The following is a 17,671-nucleotide window of genomic DNA, read 5'->3' as shown; positions in this document are numbered from 1 at the left end:
CGAGCTCAGGCGAGCGGTCGATACGGGTACTCGGTCGAGCGCCCCTGGAACTGCAGGATCGCCTCGTTGCGGATGCGCCCGCGCTCGATCTCGATCGCGCGGTCGATGGCGTCAGACGACGCCCACGCCTCCGGGCCCTCCATCACGGTGCGGATGAACGGCATCAGGGCTTCGCTGATCTCCCAGGTGGCGGAGTTCCACAGGAACGACGGGCTGTGGTCGACGGCGTAGTAGTTGGTCGACTCGCCGACCGTGAACATCGGCTCGGCGAACGAGGTCGGCCGCGCCCACTCGAATCCCATGCCGGCGTCGATCGAGACGTCGATGATGAGGCTGCCGGGGCGGAAGGCCCCGACATCCTCGGTGCGGAGGTAGGTGAGCGGTGCGTTCGGATCCTGCAGCGTGCAGTTGACGACGATGTCGTGCGCCGCGAGGAAGGGGGCGAGCGCGATCGGGCCCTGGTCGCCGATCGGACCCTGTTCGATGTGCACCGTGCTCGCATACGGAGCATCGGGGTCGTGGTCGAAGTGGATGATGTCGGTCGACGGGATCGGCGATCCGACGGCGGCGGTGTCGCGGTTGGTCAGCACCCGCACATCGTGGATGCCGTGCGCGTTCAGCGCGGTCACCGCCCCGCGCGCGGTCGCGCCGAACCCGATCACCACGGCATTGAGGCGCCGCCCGTAATCCCCCGTGGAGCCGCACAGCTGCAGGGCATGGAGCACGGAGCAGTAGCCCGCCATCTCGTTGTTCTTGTGGAACACGTGCAGCCCGAACGCCCCGTCGGCCTTCCAGTGGTTCATGGCCTCCCAGGCGATGAGCGTGAGGCCCTTGTCGATGGCGTACTGCGTCATGTCCCGGTCCTGCACGCAGTGCGGCCACCCCCACAGCACCTGCCCGTCACGGAATTCGGCGAGGTCGGATGCCACGGGCTTCGGGAGCGTGATGACGTCGGCCTCCGCGATGATCGCCTCGCGGGATGCGATCGCGCCGACGAGCGGAGCGAGCTGCTCGTCGGAGATGCCGAACCGCTCGCCGTAGCCGCGCTCGACCATCATGTTCGACCGCAGGTCGGCGTCGATCCGCTCGAAGTGCGCGGGATGTATCGGCAGTCGTCGCTCGTCGATCTTGCGCGAGGTGACCATCACACCGAGTCTGAGGAGTGCGGGGGTGGGCGTGCTCATCGTTGGCCTCCAGTTGTGCGGGCTGGCCGGGTGTCGGCTCTGAGCTCGCTCACCGGCATCCGTCATCGCGGATGCGAACCGACTGGTGAGCCGCCGTCTGTCGAACCGGCGTCCTGCTCTGAGGCTACCCCGGTGAGCGAGACCCGCCAGCGTTCGCAGTGCTGGTGGGTCGGCGGCGATGGATATCGTGGTGGGGTCGACGACGCCAACCCCGAAGGACACATGCACCCGATCACCAGCACGTTCGAACTGCGGCACCTCACGGGCGCCGACGAGGTCGACTTCTTCAACACGCTCCCCTACGCGCTGAACCACGAGGTCGCCGCCGACCTCGAGCAGCGGCGGCGCCGACCGGAATGGACGTGGCTCGCCGTGCGCGACGGTCGGCTGCTCGGGCGCCTCGCGCTCTGGAGCACCGCGGATGCCGCGGAGCCGATGCAGTTCGACATCTTCGACGTCGACGGCTCCCTCGACGACGACGAGCAGCGCGCCGTCGGCACAGCGCTGCTCGGCGCGGCACAGCACGAACTGCTCGACGGGCTCGCGACCCCGCCCGAGATCGCCCGGTACCTGCCGGCCGACTGGCGGGAGCACGAGGACTCGCTGCAGGCCACCGAGTTGCGCATCGCGCTGCTCGAAGCGGCCGGCGCCCGGTTCGTCGTCGAACGCCTGCGACTCGAGTGGACGCCGGCCTCCGGCATCCCGTCGCCCGACCCCCGCCTGTCGTTCCGCGACTTCGCCTCCGACGAGGAGATGATCGCGATCACGACGCGGGTGCTCGACGGCACGCTCGACGCCCACAGCCGCGAAGACCTCGGGGGTGCCACGCCGCGCGAGGTCGCCGAGCGCCAGTTCGACGAGGAGTTCGCCCGCTACGCGACGCCCCGCGAGTGGTGGCGCGTCGCGACCGACGAGTCGGGTGAGCCGGTGGGCTTCGTGATTCCCGCCCGCAACAGCTACCACCACATCATCGCCTACGTCGGCGTGCTGCCCGAGTACCGCGGCGCGGGCCTCATCGACGGCATCCTCGCCGAGGGCACGCGCGTGCTCGCCGAGGCGGGTGCACCGTACATCCGCGCCTCGACCGATGTCGGCAACGTGCCGATGGCGGCGGCCTTCGCGCGGGCGGGCTACGCCACCTTCGAACGCATCATCAACCTCGCGTGGGAGGCGCCCGTGCGCTGAGCGCGCCCAGCGTGCCCGCCGTCGCGACGGGCTCGGCTGGGCGTCGGCGGCCGCCTACGCCCAGCCCAGCTCCTGGAGCTTCGCGTCGTCGAGCCCGAAGTAGTGGCCGATCTCGTGGACGAGCGTGATGCGCACGCGCGCCCGCAGCGACTCGAGGTCGGCGCTGTGCGCCTGCATGTTGTTCTGGAACAGCGTGATGCGGTCGGGCAGCTCTCCGAAGCCGTAGACCCCGCGCGTCTTCAGCGGTCGCCCGCTGTAGAGGCCGAACAGTCGCGGCCGCTGGCCGAGGGGCTGATTCTCGATCAGGATCGCGACGTTCTCGACCCCGCGCACCATCTCTTCGGGCAGCGCGTCGAAGACGTCGCCGACCATGCGTTCGAAGTCCTCGTCGGAGATCTCGACCATGTGCCCATTGTGCTCGCTCGCCGGGCGGGCAGGGCCCCCTGACGCATTCCCCTGCTGCGCCACGAGCGAACCGGGCGGGTGTCGCCCGCAGGTGGCATGCTCACGGTATGGAGACACCGACGCACGTCGCACTGCTGCGCGGCATCAACGTCGGCGGCAGGAACCCGGTCGACATGCGGGCGCTCGTCGAGTGCTTCCGCGATGCCGGCTACGGCGAGGCGCGCACGCACCTGCAGAGCGGCAACGTGCTGTTCAGGGCCGCGCGCGGCACCGACGCGAAGCTCGAAGCCGACCTCGAGCACGCCCTGCAGCAGCGCTTCGGCTTCGCGATCCCGACGCTGGTGCGCTCACGAGACGAGTTCGCCGTGACGATCGCCGCAGCGCCCGACGACCATGGGTCCGACCGGCTCCGCAGCGAGGTGTTCTTCGTCAAGGCGCCGCTCACGGTCGATGCGGTGCTCGACCAGATGCCCGAGCTTCGGGCCGGCGTCGACTCGATCGCACCGGGGCCCGGCGCGATCTACTTCTCACGCGTGAAGGCGCTGGCCGGCAAGACGCGCATCACCCGGCTGATGGCCATGCCCGTCTTCCAGCAGATGACGGTGCGCAGCTGGCGAACCGCCACCCGGGTGCGGCAACTGCTCGACGAGGAGCTGCCGGGCGGGTAGGCGTGCGGTGAGCGCTCGTCGCTCGTCTCGACGTCAGCGCTCGTCTCGACGTGAGCGCTCGTCTCGACGTGAGCGCTCGTCTCGACGTCAGCGCTCCTGGGTCAGCGGCAGCGCGTCGCCCAGCACCGGCGCGAGCGCGAACCTCGCCGGCCCGAGGTACTCGCTGAGCTCGGGGCGGCCGTAGCGGATCGGCACCGGGGTCGTTCCCTTGGCCGGATACATCTCGTACTCGTCGCGCAGCGTGCCGAGGAAGTGCGGGCCGAGCGCCGGCGCCGCGCCGGCGATGACGATCTCCTCGGGGTCGAGCAGTGCCGAGCTGATGCGCAGGGCACGGGCGAGCGCCCGCGCGCCGAACCCCATGCGCTCGCGCGCCTCTGCCGTCGACGCCAGCAGGCTCGTGTCATGGTCGTCGAGCTCGTCGGTGTACGAGTCGCCGAGCATCGCGCTCATCGAGGTCGCCGACTCGAGGCATCCGGAGAGGCCGCAACGGCACTTGGTGCGTTCGCCCTCGTAGATCACGCGAACGTGCCCGATCTCGCCGGCCCGACCGGTGGCGCCCGACATGAGCGAGCCGCCGTTCGTGATGGCGGCCCCGACTCCCTCGCCGAGGTGCACCACCAGGCGGATCGCGCCGTCGTCGGCATCGACCGCTTCGGTGAGCGCTTCGGCGTCGACGTCGTTCACGACGGATGCCGGTGCGCCGATCGCCTCCTCGACGATGCGCGCGAGGGGCACATCGCGCCAGCCGAGCTGCACGCTGTCGACGACGACTCCCCCGGCGGTGACACCCGGCACCTGCACGCAGGCGGCGAGCACTCGCGCGTCGAAGCCCTCGGTGAGCTCGCGGATCGCATCGACGACGGTCGAGACCTCCATGCCGCCGGCGACGTCGAGGCGGCGGCTCGCGACGGTGCGCCCCGCGAGGTCGACGAGTGCGGTGTCGATGGCGCGGGTGCGCACCACCGCGACCACGACGAGATAGGCGTCGCGCTCGATCTCGAGGCGGGTCGCCCGCTTGCCGCCGGTGCTCTCGGCACGGCCGGTCTCGACGACGAGTCCCAGTGCGATGAGCTCGGCCACGAGCGACGAGGCCGTCGCCGAGGTGAGGCCCGTGCGCCGCGCGATGACCGCCCGCGTGACCGGTGCGGGCTCGCGTGCGATCAGGCCGAGCGCACGGAGCAGGTGCTCGCGCCGGATGCCCGTCTGCGCCTCGAACTGGCCGTTGCGCGCGAAACGGCGCAACAGATCGGACTTGCGCTGCAGGCCGGCGGTGCTCACGGTTATCGTCTCCTCGGGTGTGCCGGCGGTCGCGGATGCCTGTGCCTGCACGAAGACATCTTGCCCCTTGACGCTCGGACTTGGGATCACATAGGTTCAGGACTACTTAGTTTACTCAGTCAACAAAGTGAGTGCCGACCGGATCTCGGCAGCACGTTGACGCCGAGTCGTCGAGACAGTTGGAGGCAATGATGCAGACAATTCGCAAGACGTTCGCCACGGTGGGAATCTCCGCCGTCGCCATAGCGGGGTTGCTCACGCCGCTCTCGGCGTCGGCAGCGCCGCCATCGGGCCCGCTGCCGCCGGTGAGCCCGACTCCCCAGTCGATGACCCGCGCCGGCTCCGACCTCAACGTGCCGGGCCGCGTCGAGATCGTCGTCGACGACGGCACGGATGCCGCGGCGCTCGCCGAACTGCGCGAGACGCTGAGCGAGCACGGCGTCGACCGCATCGACGAACGCGCCGAGGCCACCGGCCGGGCACCGCTCACGATCAAGCTCGGTGCGACCTCGCGCGCCGACATCGAAGCGGCACTCGGCGACACCGAGGCACCGAAGCACGCCGAGGGCTACGCGCTCCTGGCAGATGCCTCCGCCGGCCCGCTCGGCACCGTCGCACTCGGCGGCGTCGACGCGGCCGGGCAGTACTACGCCGTCAAGACCCTCGACCAGCTGTTCGTGCCGAAAGACGACGGCGGCTACCGCATCGCCGGCGCGTCGATCAGCGACTTCCCGTCGATGCCGCTGCGCGGAACGATCGAGGGTTTCTACGGTGAGCCCTGGTCGCACGAGGAGCGACTCGACCAGCTCGAGTTCTACGGCGACGTCAAAGCGAACACCTACATCTACGCACCGAAGGACGACCCCTACCACCGCGATCGCTGGCGCGAGCCCTACCCCGCCGACAAGCTCGCGGAGCTCGGCGAACTGGTGAACACCGCGACCGACAATCACGTGCGGTTCACCTTCGCGCTCTCGCCCGGCAACAGCGTCTGCTACTCGAGCGACGCCGACTACCAGGCACTCGCGACCAAGCTGCAGCAGATGTACGACCTCGGGGTGCGCGCGTTCAACATCCCGCTCGACGACATCGACTACGGCCGCTGGCACTGCGACGGCGACCGCGCGACGTTCGGCGCGCCGAGCGCGCGCACCGCGGGCGTCGCACAGGCCGCCTTCCTCGACCGCGTGCAGAAGGAGTTCGTCGAGACGCACGACGGCGTGCACCCGCTGCAGATGGTGCCGACCGAGTACTCGAACACGGCCGACTCCGGCTACAAGACGGCACTCCGCACCATGGACGAGGACGTCGTCGTCATGTGGACCGGCGAAGGAGTCGTTCCGCAGTCGGTGACCGTCGACCAGGCCAAGAAGGCCGCGACGGTGTTCGGCGGCCCGACGTTCCTCTGGGACAACTACCCGGTCAACGACTACGGCAACACCTCGGGCCGCCTGCTCATGGCGCCGTACGACAAGCGCGAGGCCGGGCTCGGCGAGTACCTCGCGGGCATCGTCTCCAACCCGATGAACCAGGCCGCCGCCAGCAAGATCGCGATCTTCGGCGTCGCCGACTTCACCTGGAACGACGAGGCGTACGACGCCGGCCACAACTGGTCGCGGGCGCTCGACTACCTTGCGAGCGGGGATGCCGCGACGACCGCTGCGCTCCGCGTCTTCGCCGACCTCAACCACCTCGCCCCGAGCTTCGGTGCGCCGTGGCAGCCGCAGGCTCCCGAGCTCACGGCACGCATCGCGGAGTTCTGGGAGAGCTGGAGCGCCGGCGACAAGGCCGGCGCCGTCGCCGAGCTGCGCACCTACGCCCAGTCCATCGCCGACGCCCCCGAGGCGATCCGCACCGGCACCACCGACCCTGCTTTCGTGTCGGACTCGAGCCCGTGGCTCGACGCCGCCGCCCTGTGGGGCGAGTCGACCGTCGAGCTGCTCGACGCCGTGCAGGCACGGATCGACGGCGACACCGCGGCATCCGACGAGCTCGCCGCCTCGGCGAAGGCCACGGCGGCGCAGGCGGCGGCCGTCGTCGTCGACCCGCCCGACAACTCGTGGGGCAAGGCCAAGGTGAAGATCGCCGACGGCGTGCTCGACGCCTTCCACGGCCGCATCGGGTTCACCCTCGCCATGTGGGACGCGGGCGACGTGGTCAACGTCGCGCCGAACGGCACGGCGACCGCCTCGAGCACCGAGGTGCCGCAGTTCGGCGCCAAGAACGTCAACGACGACAACCCGTCGACGCGCTGGGCGTCGGGCTACAGCGACGACTCGTGGGTGCAGGTGAAGCTCGCCGAGCCGACGGTCGTGCGCGGCATCACGGTCAACTGGGAGGCCGCGTGCGCCAACGCCTACGAACTGCAGACGTCGACCGACGGCACGACGTGGACGACGATCCGCACGGTCGACGACTCGACCTGCGCGCTCGACGTCTACACCTTCGACGAGAGCGAGCCGGTGCAGTACGTGCGCATGCAGGGCATCGACCGCAAGTCGACCTGGGGCTACTCGATCTGGGAGCTCGGCGTCTACGCGACGAGCTGATGCCACGTGATCTGATCGCCGACTGAAAGGGGTGCCCTCCCGCTCGCACCGAGCGGGAGGGCACCTCGCTTTCGCAACCGGTCGACAATGTCGTACCCAGCCGGTAACTTCGCGTTCGGAATCGCCAGATCGCTCTCGAACGGGGAATCACGATGTCAGAGGTACTGCTCTTCCACCACGCGCTCGGTCCCACCGAAGGCCTGCACGCCTTCGCCGACGAGTTGCGCGCCGCCGGTCACACGGTGCACACGCCCGACCTCTTCGAGGGGCGCACGTTCGCGACGATCGAGGAGGGCGTCGGCTACGCCCGCGAGGTCGGCTGGGACGAGATCATGGCCCGTGGCGAGCGCGCCGCAGCAGAACTCCCGAACGAGCTCGTCTACGGAGGATTCTCGCTCGGGGTCGTGCCCGCTCAGAAGCTCGCGCAGACCCGCGCCGGCGCGCGTGGCGCGCTGTTCTTCTACTCGTGCATGCCCGTCTCGGAGTTCGGCTCCTGGCCGGCAGGCGTGCCCGTGCAGATCCACGGCGCCGACGCCGACCCGATCTTCATGGACGAGGGCGACGTCGACGCCGCCCGCGAACTCGTCGAGGCGGCCGACGATGCCGAGCTCTTCCTCTACCCCGGCGACCAGCACTACTTCGCCGACTCCAGCCTGCCGAGCTACGACGCGGAGGCAGCCGCGCTGCTCACGCAGCGCGTGCTCGCGTTCCTCGCGCGAGTGGGCTGACGCTCAACCGAGTCCGGCGCGCTCCTCCGCGGCATCCGACTCGCCCGCGACCGGGCGGTTCGAGAGGCCGACCGAGCCGGCACCCTCGCCCCTCGACAGCGCGGCCGACACGGCGACCGACTCGTCGACGTCGGGGTACTGCGGGCGCAACTGCACGGCATCCTGCCGACGCTGCTCGCGCTTGGCCTTGCGCGCCGAGGCGACGAGGTTCAGCGCCTCGACGAGGATGGCGAACGCCATCGGCGCGTAGATGAGCGCCTTGTCGATGTGCACGCCGAAGCCCTCGGCGATGAGGAACACGCCGATGAGCAGCAGGAACGACAGCGCGAGCATCTTCACCGTCGGGTGCTGGTTGACGAACGAGAAGATGAATCGCGACGCGAAGAGCATGATGCCGAACGAGAGCACCACGACGGTCACGATGACGACGAGGTTCTCGGTCATGCCGACGGCCGTGATGACCGAGTCGAGCGAGAACACGATGTCGAGCGCGAGGATCTGCAGCAGCACCGAGCTGAACGTGATGCGCTTCGGCGCCGCACCGCCGTGCTCCTCTTCGGCGCCCTCGAGCTTGTGGTGGATCTCGGTGACCGCCTTGTAGACGAGGAACAGGCCACCCGCGATCAGGATGAAGTCCTTGATCGAGAAGCCCATGCCGAACCACACGACGACGTCTTCCTTCAGCGTGATGATCCATCCGGCGAAGAACACGAGCACCACGCGAATGACCATGGCGAGTGTCAGGCCGAGGTTGCGGGCGCGGGCCTGCTGCTCGATCGGGAGCTTCGACGCGAGGATCGAGATGAAGATGACGTTGTCGACGCCGAGCACGACCTCGAGCACGAACAGCGTCACGAAGACGGCGATGAGATCCGGCGTGAATGCGAAGGAGAAGTCCACCCGCTCATGTTAGAGGCGCAGTCGCGAGCGGATGCCGCTTTCGCCGCCGTTTTCGCTAGGCCGGCGCGTACCTCGCGAAGATGGTGCCCGACTCGGAGCCCTGCACCTCGAGCAGCCGCAGGCCGACCGGGTGCGGCGTGCGCAGTCGATCCTCGGCATTGCCGACGATGAACGGGTGGATGCCCGCGTGCACCTCATCGACCAGCCCGGCATCCATGAGGGTCGCCGCCAGCTGCCCGTAGCCGTGCGAGATGATCGAGCCGTACTGGTCGCGCAGGCTCCGCACCGCCTCGGCCACGTCGCCCTCGATGAGCGTCGAGTTCCAGTCGAGCGGGCCCGTCAGCGTCGTCGAGGCCACGAACTTCGGCAGCGCGTTGTAGTGCGCCGCGAAGCCGCGCTCATCGGTCTGGGCCGGCCAGTACTCGCGGAAGAACTCGTAGCTCTCACGGCCGAGCAGCACCGCGTCGGCGCCGAAGACGAGTTCGTCGGAGTGGCGCACCAGGTCGGGTTCGTTGTCGTCGAACCACTGCTCCATCTGGTCGAACGCCCCGTCGAGTGTCATTTCGAAAGAGATCGTCACTGTTCCCATGCATTCCAGACTGCGCCTTCGGGCGCCGGATGTCACGGGGCCCGACGAGTGCCGACCGGTGACGTTCTTCAGACGCCGGCGAACTGCACGCGCGCCTCGCGCCCGAGAAACTCGCCGTACCGTTCCGCGGCATCCTGAACGGCGCCGACTTCGCGCGTCGACAGCGTGCGGTGCGGATGCACCGCGAACGTGACCGCCTTCGCCGACACCGTGCGCTTCATGCCGGCCACGAGCTGCGCGTCGACGAGCGCCATGCCGATCGCCGCCTCGCGCGCCCGCGGCACCACGCCGTCGGCGTCGATGACCCAGCGCGAGTCCTGATAGCCGCGGTACATCTCGTCGAGCACCTGCAGCAGGTGGCCGGCTGGCGCAGCGGATGCCGGGGCTTCGCCGGGCAGGTGCCAGAACGTTCGGCCGTCGTGCTCGAAGGAGTCGAGTCGATCGCCGACCGCGGCGATGCCCCGCCGCACGTCGGTCACCGTGAGGGTCGCCCAGTAGGCGAGGTCGCGATCGGTCGCCGGCCCGTGCGACGTGAAATAGCGCAGGGCGAGTTCGGCGAGCGCCTCGTCGCGTTCGAGTCGGCGCGGATCGGGCACGCGGTCGGTGAAGCGGGCATACGTGTGCTCGCCGTCGCGCGGCGCACCGCTGCAGACGAGGCGCTGCACCTCGAGTCGACCGAGCAGCAGCATGAGCTGCTGGCCCGTGAGCTGCTCGCCTCGTTCGGCGAGGCCTTCGGCGAGGTCGCCTCGGGTGCGGTCGGGCGACTCCGCGAGCATCTCCTCGATCCCAGCGCCGAGCGCCTCCAATCGGCTCGCGATCGGCTGCAGCTGCTGCTCGAAGATCGGCATCACCCGCGGCGCGGTGAGCTCCTGCAGCCAGAGCGCGTCGTCGGCGTGCACGTAGTGCCAGGTCGAGCGCAGCACGTGGATGCGCAGCACTCGCCCGTCGGCGAGCGCGCCGGCCAGATCGGCCTGGTCGGGCGAGGCCGTTCGCGTGGCGACCGCCCACGCCGACTGCGAGGTGTTCTCGGCCTGCACCGCAGTCAGGGAGCGCACCACGTCTTCGGCGGTCGCGACGGGTGCGGCGAGCAGTTGCGAGTGCAGTCGCCAGCGGGCGAGGTCTCGATCGGTGATCACCCCTGCAGGGTATTTTGCGCCAGGCACCGAGTACCAGAGCGCACGCCGCGGAATCGGCCGTGGTGGCCGCGTCCGCTGCATCGGCGTAGCCTGTGCCGCGACGTGCCCGCGAGCTCGAGGAGGGTTCGATGACGACGACGCCGATCGTCTACGAGACCGTGCACCGCATCGCCTTCTCGGAGCTCGATCCGTTCCAGCACGTGAGCACCGGCAACTACGCCAGGTACTTCACCGACCACCGCATGGAGGGGCTGGCGAGATACGCCGGCTGGGATCTGCCCACCCTCGGCTCGCTCGGCTTCATGACGTGGGTGCGGCGCATGGAGATCGACTTCATCAGGCCGGTGACCGCGGACCAGGAGGTCTCGATCACCTCATTCGTGCGCGAGTTCCGAGGCCCCGACGCGATGATCGAGTGCACGATGACGGATGCCGCGGGCACGACGGTCTCGACGTGCCTCATGGTCGTGGCCCACGTCGACGGCCGCACGCGGCGCGCCACGGACTGGCCCGACGAACTCCAGGCGCTCTTCTTCGAACCCGGCGACTGACGCACCCGCATCAGTGCCCGCCCGGAACTGGCCTGACCGGCGCGAGCCGTAGAGTGTGCGCGTCCCTCTCGTTCGCACCCGAAACGGAGCTCTATGAACGCCCCAATCCGCCGCTCCGCAGTCATCGTGCCGCTCGTCGCCGTCTTCGCATTGTCGGGGTGCACGTTCGGCACGACTCCGGCCTCCAGCCCCTCGCCCGAGGCGATCGAAACGCCGAGCCCGACGCCATCAGTGGACCCGCTCACCACGGTCGCCGAGATCGTGGTTCGTCCCGAGCAGCTCGACCTCCTCGACGCCGCCGGTGTCGTCGTCACGACCCTCTCGTACGATGCCGACGCGGCGACCCTGGTCAGCGCACTGTCGACGGTGCTCGCCGCCGAGCCCGCCCAGACGGAGAGCGCCGGCGGCCTCGAGAGCCGGCCCGCCACCCAGTACCTCTGGGAAGGGCTGCGCGTCTGGGACGACGATGACAGCGCCGAGCTCGGCGGCCCGCTGGAGATGAACGTGAGTGTGAGCTTCACCTCGCCCGTCGTGGGCGACGGCGTGGGCGTGCGCACGGTGAACGGGTTCCGACCGGGCGACGATGTCGAGGCGCTCGCACTCGCATCGGGCGAGCCGTGGTACGGCAACGGGCACGACCAGGTGAGGGTCGAGACCGGCGAGGCCATCGGCGAGCAGCAGGCCGGCATCGAATACGAGAACGCCTACTCGGTCGCCGTGAACACCTGGGAGGTCGACGGCACGACGAGCTGGGTGTCAGCGCCGTGGAACTTCGGCGTCGGGCACGTGTAGCCCGGAGCATCCGTCATCGCTCGCCGTGATGAGACGAGCGAGCCGCCGACGCCCACTGGGGGCGTCGGCGGCTCTGCGTGATGCGCTGGGCTCGGGGCTCAGAGGCTCCGAGCCTCGATGTCGCCGTACGCAGTGGTCGCCGTGATGGCGAGCTCGGCGTCGGCGCCCTTCGTGTTGTTGAGCGAGTTCTGCACGCGGCCGTAGGTGGTGCCCGCGTCGAGCGTCGCGGATGCCCCGGGCACGACGCCGACCGAGAGGTTGCCGGCCTGTGCGCTCAGCACGACCGAGCCGCGCACGGCCTCGGCGATGCGGATGTCGCCCTTCTGGGTGCTGATCTCGGCCGGACCGTTGAGTCGGCCGACCACGACGTCGCCTGCGAGCGCCGAGAGCCGCACGCTCGCAGCCTCGTCGATCTTGATCGTGCCGTTGGCGCCGTCGAATGCCACGTCGCCGAGGCGTCCGACCCCGCGGAACTCGGCGGCGGCGGCCTTCGCCTCGATGCGGGACCCGGTGGGCAGCTGCACCGTGACCTCGACCGATCCCGACGGGCCGAGGATCTGGTTGCCCGAGGGGGTCGCGATGCGCAGCACGCCGTCGCGGTAGTCGACCGTCGTGCCTTCGGCCGCCTTCACGTCGCGGCTCTTCGACGCGTTGGCGGGGCGAACCTCGACCGCGGTGTCGACCCGGTCGGCGGCGATGACCTGCACGCGGCCCGCCGCGATGTCGAGCACGGCGGCGATGGGGGCGGGGGTGTCGAACTTCTGCGTCATGATGATTCCGTTTCTGTCGGTGTTGCTCCAGATGTTGTTTCTGATGTCGGTAACGCTACGTTGCGTTCACGAATCACGCAACACTCGAGTTGTATTGTCAGCGAAAAAGAGCCGATCAGGTCGGCATAATCGTTGCAACAGCCGTGAAACTAACGCAATGAGGGCTACGCCCATCGTTGCAATGGCTGTGAAACGAAGGTCATACTGGAGGCATCCATCGACGAAGGAGGCCGACATGCCGGGAGGCAGGCTCACCCAGCACGAACGCCAGCAGATCTCGATGGGCCTGGCCGACGACCTCGCCTATGCGGAGATCGCCAGACGCCTCGATCGCCCGACCTCGACGATCACCCGCGAGGTGATGCGCAACGGCGGCCCGGCGGCCTACCGGGCCGATCTCGCGCAACGGGCCACGGAGCGCCGCACGCATCAGCGCAAGCCGGTGGCACCGCGCGGCGAGCACGCGCCCGCACCGGCCCACGGCCGCGATGCCGACGCGGTGCACGAGTACGAGGAGGCGTTCATCACGATCCTCATGCAGTCGGGACTCCCCCGCATGGCGGCCTCGGTGCTGACCTGCCTCTACACCTCCGACGCCGGTAGCCTCACCGCTGCGGAGCTGGTGCAGCGCCTTCAGGTCAGCCCCGCGTCGGTCTCCAAAGCGGTCGCGCTGCTCGAGAACGTGGGACTCGTGCGCCGTGAGGTCGGGGCGGGTCGGCGCGAGCGATACTCGGCCGACAACGACGCCTGGTACCAGTCGATGATCGCCGCGGCCCGCTCCAACGCCGAGCTCGCCGAGGCCGCCCGCCGCGGTGTCAACGTGTTCGGACGCGACACCCCGGCCGGCAACCGGCTCCAGAACATGGCCCGCTTCGTCGACTTCGTCGCCGAGAGCATCAGCCGGGCAGCGGAGCAGGCGCGGGAGATCCTCTCGACGATGCCCGCCACGAATGCCGACGAGAACGCCGACGAGCGTTGACGGATGTCGCGGCGCGCGCGGTTCGCGTGCGCCGCGGCATGCGACGATCGAGGAATGACCACCCCCGATCTGATCGACCTCGCCACCTGGCCGCGGCGTGAGGCGTTCGAGCACTACCGCCACCGCGTTCCCTGCACCTACGCCATCACCGTCGAGATCGACGTGACGGAGTTCGCGATCGCACTGCGCTCCTCGTCGCGCAAGACGTACGTCGCGCAGATCTGGGCGATCGCCACGGTCGTGAACCGGTACCGGGAGTTCCGAATGGCGCTGACCGATGACGGCGAGGCGGCGAGCTGGCCGGTCGTGCACCCGGCGTTCACGGTGTTCAACGCCGAAGGCGAGACGTTCGCGGCGGTCTGGGCGAGCTACGACCCCGACTTCGGTCGGTTCCACGAGCACGCCGCCGAGCTGCTCGCCTCCACGGCGAGCGCCACCACGATGTTCCCGCAGGGCGCGCTGCCGCCGAACGTGTTCGACGTATCGAGCCTGCCGTGGACGAGCTTCACCGGATTCACGCTGCAGATCGACGGCGGCACGAACCACCTGCTGCCGATCTTCACCCTCGGCCGGTACGTCGAGCGAGACGGCCGCACGCTGTTGCCGGTCGCCGTGCAGATCCACCACGCCGCCGCCGACGGGTTCCACACGGCCCGGCTGCTGGGCGACCTCGAGGCACTCATGGCCGATGCGAGCTGGGTGGGCGCGTGACATCCGCTCAGCCCGACGCCCCCACCCGGCGCATCGAGCTGACACTGCACAAGCCGTGGTTCGCGCTGTACGCACGCGTGAGGCCGACGCTCGTGATCGGCGGCCTGGGACAGCCCGCGCAATGGGGCATCGGCACCTGGCAGCTGCCGGCTGACGAGACCGCGGTGATCGGCGTGTACCTGTTCAACCGCATGTGGCGCTTCGGGCGAGCCGAGTTCGCGCTCGAACCGCACCATGCACCGGCGCTCGTGTACCGGGCGCCCGCGCTGCCGTTCCTCCCCGGCCGCATCCGCGCCCGGGTGTAGCCGGCGAAGGCTGCTCGGCGCCGGCTCCCGGCCGCGTGACGCCTCGGCGTGACGCCTGATCGCGGCGCATTGGCGCGGACGATGCTTTCACACCCTTCGGGCGTGAGCGATCCGGGCGGTCAGCGCCCGGAGCGAGCGACCCAGGTCGCAACCGCCGTCCGATTCGGCAACGCGAGCTTGTGCATGATGTTCCGCACGTGCTGCTCGACGGTGCGCTCGGACAGGAACAGCGAATCGGCGATCGCACGGTTCGAGTCGCCGGCCGCGACCCGGCGGGCGACCTCCGTCTCTCGTGGCGAGAGCGGCGCGAGGGTCGTTCCGCCCCGGAGCACGGCGCGCGACGAGGCGACGAACCACGGGGCGCCCATCACCTCGGCTCGTTCGCGCGCGTCGTCGGCCCAGGCGCGCGCAGTGGCGCGGTCGCCCAGGTGGTCCGCGAGCGCCGCGAGCGTGAGCGACACGGGGCCGCCGTAGGGAGTCGTCGCCGGACCCGCGACATGCAGGTGCTCGAAGGGACGGAGGAGCTCGAGCACCTCTGCTGCGCGCTCCCGATCGTCGGCGAGGATGGCCAGCCTGGCATGGCCGACGGTCGCGACGAGCACCTCGTTGGAGTCGGGCGGCAGCTCGGCGATGTGCGGAGCGAGGGTGCGCCAGATCGCGACCGCCTCGTCGGCGCGGCCGAGGTCGGCCAACAGGATCGCCCGCCAGCCCTGGGCGAACAGCGGGCCGTCCACGATGACCGCGCGCACCTCCGCCTCGATGTCCGCGAGTCCCGCTCCGGTGCGCTGGGCGACGTTGGATCGCAAGATGAGGTCGAAGTCTGCGGCATCCGACACCCCGGCCTCGACACCGGCGCGTTCGGCTGCGGCGACCGCGGCGGGCACGTCCTCCAGGCGGTCTTCGAGGAGCGCGAGGCACGCGTGCACGTTCGCAAGGCGCCACGTCCAGATCGGTGATGCCATCCGCTCAACCAGGCCGCTGAACTCACCGAGGGTCGTGTTGAACTCGAGGCGCCGCCCGAGCTGCACGAGCGAGTCGAGGCGCCACATGCGCCCGTACGCGAGCACCTCGTCGTCATCGCCGGCACGACCGATCGCCATCGCCTCGTCGGCCATCGCGAGCCGGGCAGCCGCAGCACCAGGGCCGACTGCGCGCCGATGCGCGACCCGCAGCGCGGCGAAGCGCTCCTCCACGTCTGCGGGCGACAACCGCTCCCGCGGCACTGCGACGTGCTCCGCCCAGCCGGTCGACAGCGCCTCGAGCTGCGCCTCGACGCGTTCCCGCAACGCTCGCGTGGCCGGGTCGTCGTCGCCGGGGGCGCCGAGCATCCGCAGCGCCTCGACGCACATCGCCTGCCGGTCGGACGTCGTGCGCCACTCGACGAGCTCACGATCGGAGAGCAACGTCGCCGCGGTTGCGACGATCACGGCATCGCCCGTTCGACGCCCGATCGCCGCCGCCGCTCGGCAGGCCGCCCAGGCCGAGGCACGTGATCCGGCCCGAGCCTCACGCCGGGCGGTCTCGAGCAGCCGGTGCGCCTCGGCGGCGGCATCCGGTGCAGATCGCTCCGATTCGGTACGCATGCCCGTCCCTGGATTGCGTAGTCCCACGGATGTATCGCGGGTGGTCGCCAGCCTACTGTCAGGACAGTTCGATGAAGGAGGCATCATGGACGAGCGAATCGCCGCCCGGGCGGCGACGGGCGGGGCGGCACGTCGCATTGAGGCGGCGTCGGCATGAACAGGTGGGCGCTGATCTCGGTCGGGGCCATCGCGGGTCTCGCGTGGGCAGGCGCGTTGCGCGCCTGGATGGCCGAACTCAGCGGCTCGATCTCCGCGTTCAGCTGGGGCACGTTCGTCGGCGTGCTGCTGCCCGGACTCATCGTCGGGGCGGCGATCGGCTGGGCTTCGACGGTCGGCCCCGCGGCATCCGCTCGCGAACGCCGGATGCTGCGCTGGTGCGCCGCCTCCCCATTCGCCTTCGCGATCGCGCCGATGCTCATTCCTGGGGGCCTCGTGGGTCTGCTCACGCAGGGACTCGGCGGCGGCGCCGTGCTCATCGCACTCATCGCGATCGGCGGCGGATACGCCTTCGGCGGCGGCCGCCCGATGTGGGCCCGAGCGATCTGCGGCGTCCTCGCCATCGGCGTCTCGATCGCCGTCGCCCTGATGCTCGGGTCGATGATGCGCGGCGCCGCGCTCGCCCTCACGACACCGCGCGGCGCGTGGCTCGCGGTGCTCGACCTCGCGCTGATGCTCACGCTCATCGCGGCGGCGAGCGTGCCGTTCCGGAAGCTCTCGGCGATCAGGAGTCTCGAACTCGCGGGGCGGGAACGGCACGCGAGCAGCACGAACACGAACACGCCGACGAGCAGCGCGGACCCGGTGACGGAGACCTCCTGATGAGGAGGCGGCAGCGCGTGGAGGGACGGCTCAGGCGTGCTGGTCGGGCCGCCCCTGCTCGGGCTCGACCGCCCATGCGGGCGGCTCGTCGACGCCCGACTCCTCGTCGCGATCGGCGTCCTCCTTGGTGGCCTGCACGATGCCGGCCGAGTGATGCACGGGCGCGTACACGACATAGAGCCGCATGGGCTCGTCGCCGATGTTCTCGACGTCGTGCCACGTACCGGCTGGTACCTGGATGCTCCAGCCGTCGGAGACCTCGTGCTGGATCGGGAGGTCGTGCTCGGACGGCCCCATCTTCACGCGGCCACGGCCGGCGTCGAGACGGAGGAACTGGTCGGTCTCGGGGTGCACCTCGAGCCCGATCGACTCGCCCACGGGAATCGACATGAGCGTCACCTGCAGGTACTTGCCGCTCCACGCGACGGTGCGGTACGTGTCGTTCTGCGTGGTGGCCGACTCGAGGTCGAACACGTTCGGCTGAGGCCCGTTGTCGATGCTCATGTCCCGACACTATGCCGGGATACCGCGCGACGGCC

Annotated in this window: 19 protein-coding genes; 10 read left to right on the top strand and 9 right to left on the bottom strand. The window is 70.0% G+C overall.

From position 1 onward, the window contains the following. Nucleotides 1-5: 5 nt before the first annotated feature. The gene (locus BJY17_RS16305) at nucleotides 6-1,184 is read right to left on the bottom strand and encodes a N(5)-(carboxyethyl)ornithine synthase (RefSeq protein ID WP_179552291.1); all 1,179 of its coding nucleotides are present in this window, start codon (nucleotides 1,182-1,184) and stop codon (nucleotides 6-8) included. Nucleotides 1,185-1,316: 132 nt separating this feature from the next. On the opposite strand from BJY17_RS16305, the gene BJY17_RS18995 reads away from it, so the two are divergent. After that, on the top strand, nucleotides 1,317-2,369 hold the full coding sequence (locus BJY17_RS18995) for a GNAT family N-acetyltransferase (protein ID WP_218889935.1): 1,053 nt from the start codon (nucleotides 1,317-1,319) through the stop codon (nucleotides 2,367-2,369). Nucleotides 2,370-2,423: 54 nt separating this feature from the next. Here BJY17_RS18995 and BJY17_RS16295 read toward each other — a convergent pair whose 3' ends face one another. Continuing rightward, nucleotides 2,424-2,774 (bottom strand): metallopeptidase family protein, encoded by a 351-nt coding sequence (locus tag BJY17_RS16295; RefSeq protein ID WP_179552290.1) that lies wholly within the window; start codon nucleotides 2,772-2,774, stop codon nucleotides 2,424-2,426. 107 nt (nucleotides 2,775-2,881) lie between these two features. Between BJY17_RS16295 and BJY17_RS16290 the strand changes: the two genes are divergently transcribed. Beyond that, the gene (locus tag BJY17_RS16290) at nucleotides 2,882-3,442 is read left to right on the top strand and encodes a DUF1697 domain-containing protein (protein WP_179552289.1); all 561 of its coding nucleotides are present in this window, start codon (nucleotides 2,882-2,884) and stop codon (nucleotides 3,440-3,442) included. An 87-nt stretch (nucleotides 3,443-3,529) separates the two neighbouring features. Here BJY17_RS16290 and BJY17_RS16285 read toward each other — a convergent pair whose 3' ends face one another. After that, nucleotides 3,530-4,720 carry an ROK family transcriptional regulator gene (locus tag BJY17_RS16285; protein WP_322789881.1) on the bottom strand — a complete coding sequence of 397 codons (1,191 nt, stop codon included), beginning with the start codon at nucleotides 4,718-4,720 and terminating at the stop codon, nucleotides 3,530-3,532. 188 nt (nucleotides 4,721-4,908) lie between these two features. Here BJY17_RS16285 and BJY17_RS18825 point away from each other — a divergent pair, with 188 nt between their 5' ends. Then, nucleotides 4,909-7,269 (top strand): beta-N-acetylglucosaminidase domain-containing protein, encoded by a 2,361-nt coding sequence (locus BJY17_RS18825; protein WP_281371179.1) that lies wholly within the window; start codon nucleotides 4,909-4,911, stop codon nucleotides 7,267-7,269. A gap of 152 nt (nucleotides 7,270-7,421) precedes the next feature. Beyond that, entirely contained in the window at nucleotides 7,422-7,997 is a 576-nt protein-coding gene (locus BJY17_RS16275) for a dienelactone hydrolase family protein (protein WP_179552288.1), read from the top strand. Between the two features lie 3 nt (nucleotides 7,998-8,000). Here the strand turns inward: BJY17_RS16275 and BJY17_RS16270 are convergent, their stop codons facing one another. The 3 genes from BJY17_RS16270 to BJY17_RS16260 all read right to left on the bottom strand — a co-directional run bounded on the left by BJY17_RS16270 (nucleotide 8,001) and on the right by BJY17_RS16260 (nucleotide 10,622). After that, nucleotides 8,001-8,897, bottom strand: coding sequence for a TerC family protein (locus BJY17_RS16270; protein WP_179552287.1), 897 nt, complete (start codon nucleotides 8,895-8,897; stop codon nucleotides 8,001-8,003). 55 nt (nucleotides 8,898-8,952) lie between these two features. Further along, nucleotides 8,953-9,486: a dihydrofolate reductase family protein gene (locus BJY17_RS16265; RefSeq protein ID WP_275581164.1), complete on the bottom strand. Its 534-nt coding sequence runs from the start codon at nucleotides 9,484-9,486 to the stop codon at nucleotides 8,953-8,955. 68 nt (nucleotides 9,487-9,554) lie between these two features. Further along, on the bottom strand, nucleotides 9,555-10,622 hold the full coding sequence (locus BJY17_RS16260) for a winged helix DNA-binding domain-containing protein (protein WP_179552285.1): 1,068 nt from the start codon (nucleotides 10,620-10,622) through the stop codon (nucleotides 9,555-9,557). 128 nt (nucleotides 10,623-10,750) lie between these two features. On the opposite strand from BJY17_RS16260, the gene BJY17_RS16255 reads away from it, so the two are divergent. Together BJY17_RS16255 and BJY17_RS16250 are read left to right on the top strand one after the other, a co-directional pair. Then, entirely contained in the window at nucleotides 10,751-11,173 is a 423-nt protein-coding gene (locus BJY17_RS16255) for an acyl-CoA thioesterase (RefSeq protein WP_179552284.1), read from the top strand. A gap of 93 nt (nucleotides 11,174-11,266) precedes the next feature. Continuing rightward, nucleotides 11,267-11,965 carry a hypothetical protein gene (locus BJY17_RS16250; RefSeq protein ID WP_179552283.1) on the top strand — a complete coding sequence of 233 codons (699 nt, stop codon included), beginning with the start codon at nucleotides 11,267-11,269 and terminating at the stop codon, nucleotides 11,963-11,965. Nucleotides 11,966-12,063: 98 nt separating this feature from the next. Here the strand turns inward: BJY17_RS16250 and BJY17_RS16245 are convergent, their stop codons facing one another. Continuing rightward, the gene (locus tag BJY17_RS16245; RefSeq protein ID WP_179552282.1) at nucleotides 12,064-12,735 is read right to left on the bottom strand and encodes a DUF4097 family beta strand repeat-containing protein; all 672 of its coding nucleotides are present in this window, start codon (nucleotides 12,733-12,735) and stop codon (nucleotides 12,064-12,066) included. Nucleotides 12,736-12,970: 235 nt separating this feature from the next. Here BJY17_RS16245 and BJY17_RS16240 point away from each other — a divergent pair, with 235 nt between their 5' ends. From BJY17_RS16240 to BJY17_RS16230, 3 genes are read left to right on the top strand one after another with little or no spacing between them, the layout of a single operon-like run. Beyond that, nucleotides 12,971-13,714: a GbsR/MarR family transcriptional regulator gene (locus tag BJY17_RS16240; protein WP_179552281.1), complete on the top strand. Its 744-nt coding sequence runs from the start codon at nucleotides 12,971-12,973 to the stop codon at nucleotides 13,712-13,714. 54 nt (nucleotides 13,715-13,768) lie between these two features. Then, entirely contained in the window at nucleotides 13,769-14,425 is a 657-nt protein-coding gene (locus BJY17_RS16235; RefSeq protein ID WP_179552280.1) for a CatA-like O-acetyltransferase, read from the top strand. Next, the gene (locus BJY17_RS16230) at nucleotides 14,422-14,730 is read left to right on the top strand and encodes a hypothetical protein (RefSeq protein ID WP_179552279.1); all 309 of its coding nucleotides are present in this window, start codon (nucleotides 14,422-14,424) and stop codon (nucleotides 14,728-14,730) included. Before BJY17_RS16235 ends, BJY17_RS16230 begins: the two co-directional genes overlap by 4 nt. A gap of 119 nt (nucleotides 14,731-14,849) precedes the next feature. Here the strand turns inward: BJY17_RS16230 and BJY17_RS18385 are convergent, their stop codons facing one another. Beyond that, nucleotides 14,850-16,313: a helix-turn-helix domain-containing protein gene (locus BJY17_RS18385; protein ID WP_218889934.1), complete on the bottom strand. Its 1,464-nt coding sequence runs from the start codon at nucleotides 16,311-16,313 to the stop codon at nucleotides 14,850-14,852. 153 nt (nucleotides 16,314-16,466) lie between these two features. Here BJY17_RS18385 and BJY17_RS16220 point away from each other — a divergent pair, with 153 nt between their 5' ends. Next, the gene (locus BJY17_RS16220) at nucleotides 16,467-17,132 is read left to right on the top strand and encodes a hypothetical protein (protein WP_179552278.1); all 666 of its coding nucleotides are present in this window, start codon (nucleotides 16,467-16,469) and stop codon (nucleotides 17,130-17,132) included. A 30-nt stretch (nucleotides 17,133-17,162) separates the two neighbouring features. Here the strand turns inward: BJY17_RS16220 and BJY17_RS16215 are convergent, their stop codons facing one another. Next, nucleotides 17,163-17,636: a cupin domain-containing protein gene (locus BJY17_RS16215; RefSeq protein ID WP_179552277.1), complete on the bottom strand. Its 474-nt coding sequence runs from the start codon at nucleotides 17,634-17,636 to the stop codon at nucleotides 17,163-17,165. Nucleotides 17,637-17,671 lie beyond the last annotated feature (35 nt).

The organism is Agromyces hippuratus, assembly GCF_013410355.1.
Classification (GTDB): Bacteria; Actinomycetota; Actinomycetes; order Actinomycetales; family Microbacteriaceae; genus Agromyces; species Agromyces hippuratus.
This window is presented reverse-complemented; position numbering and strand designations above follow the sequence as displayed.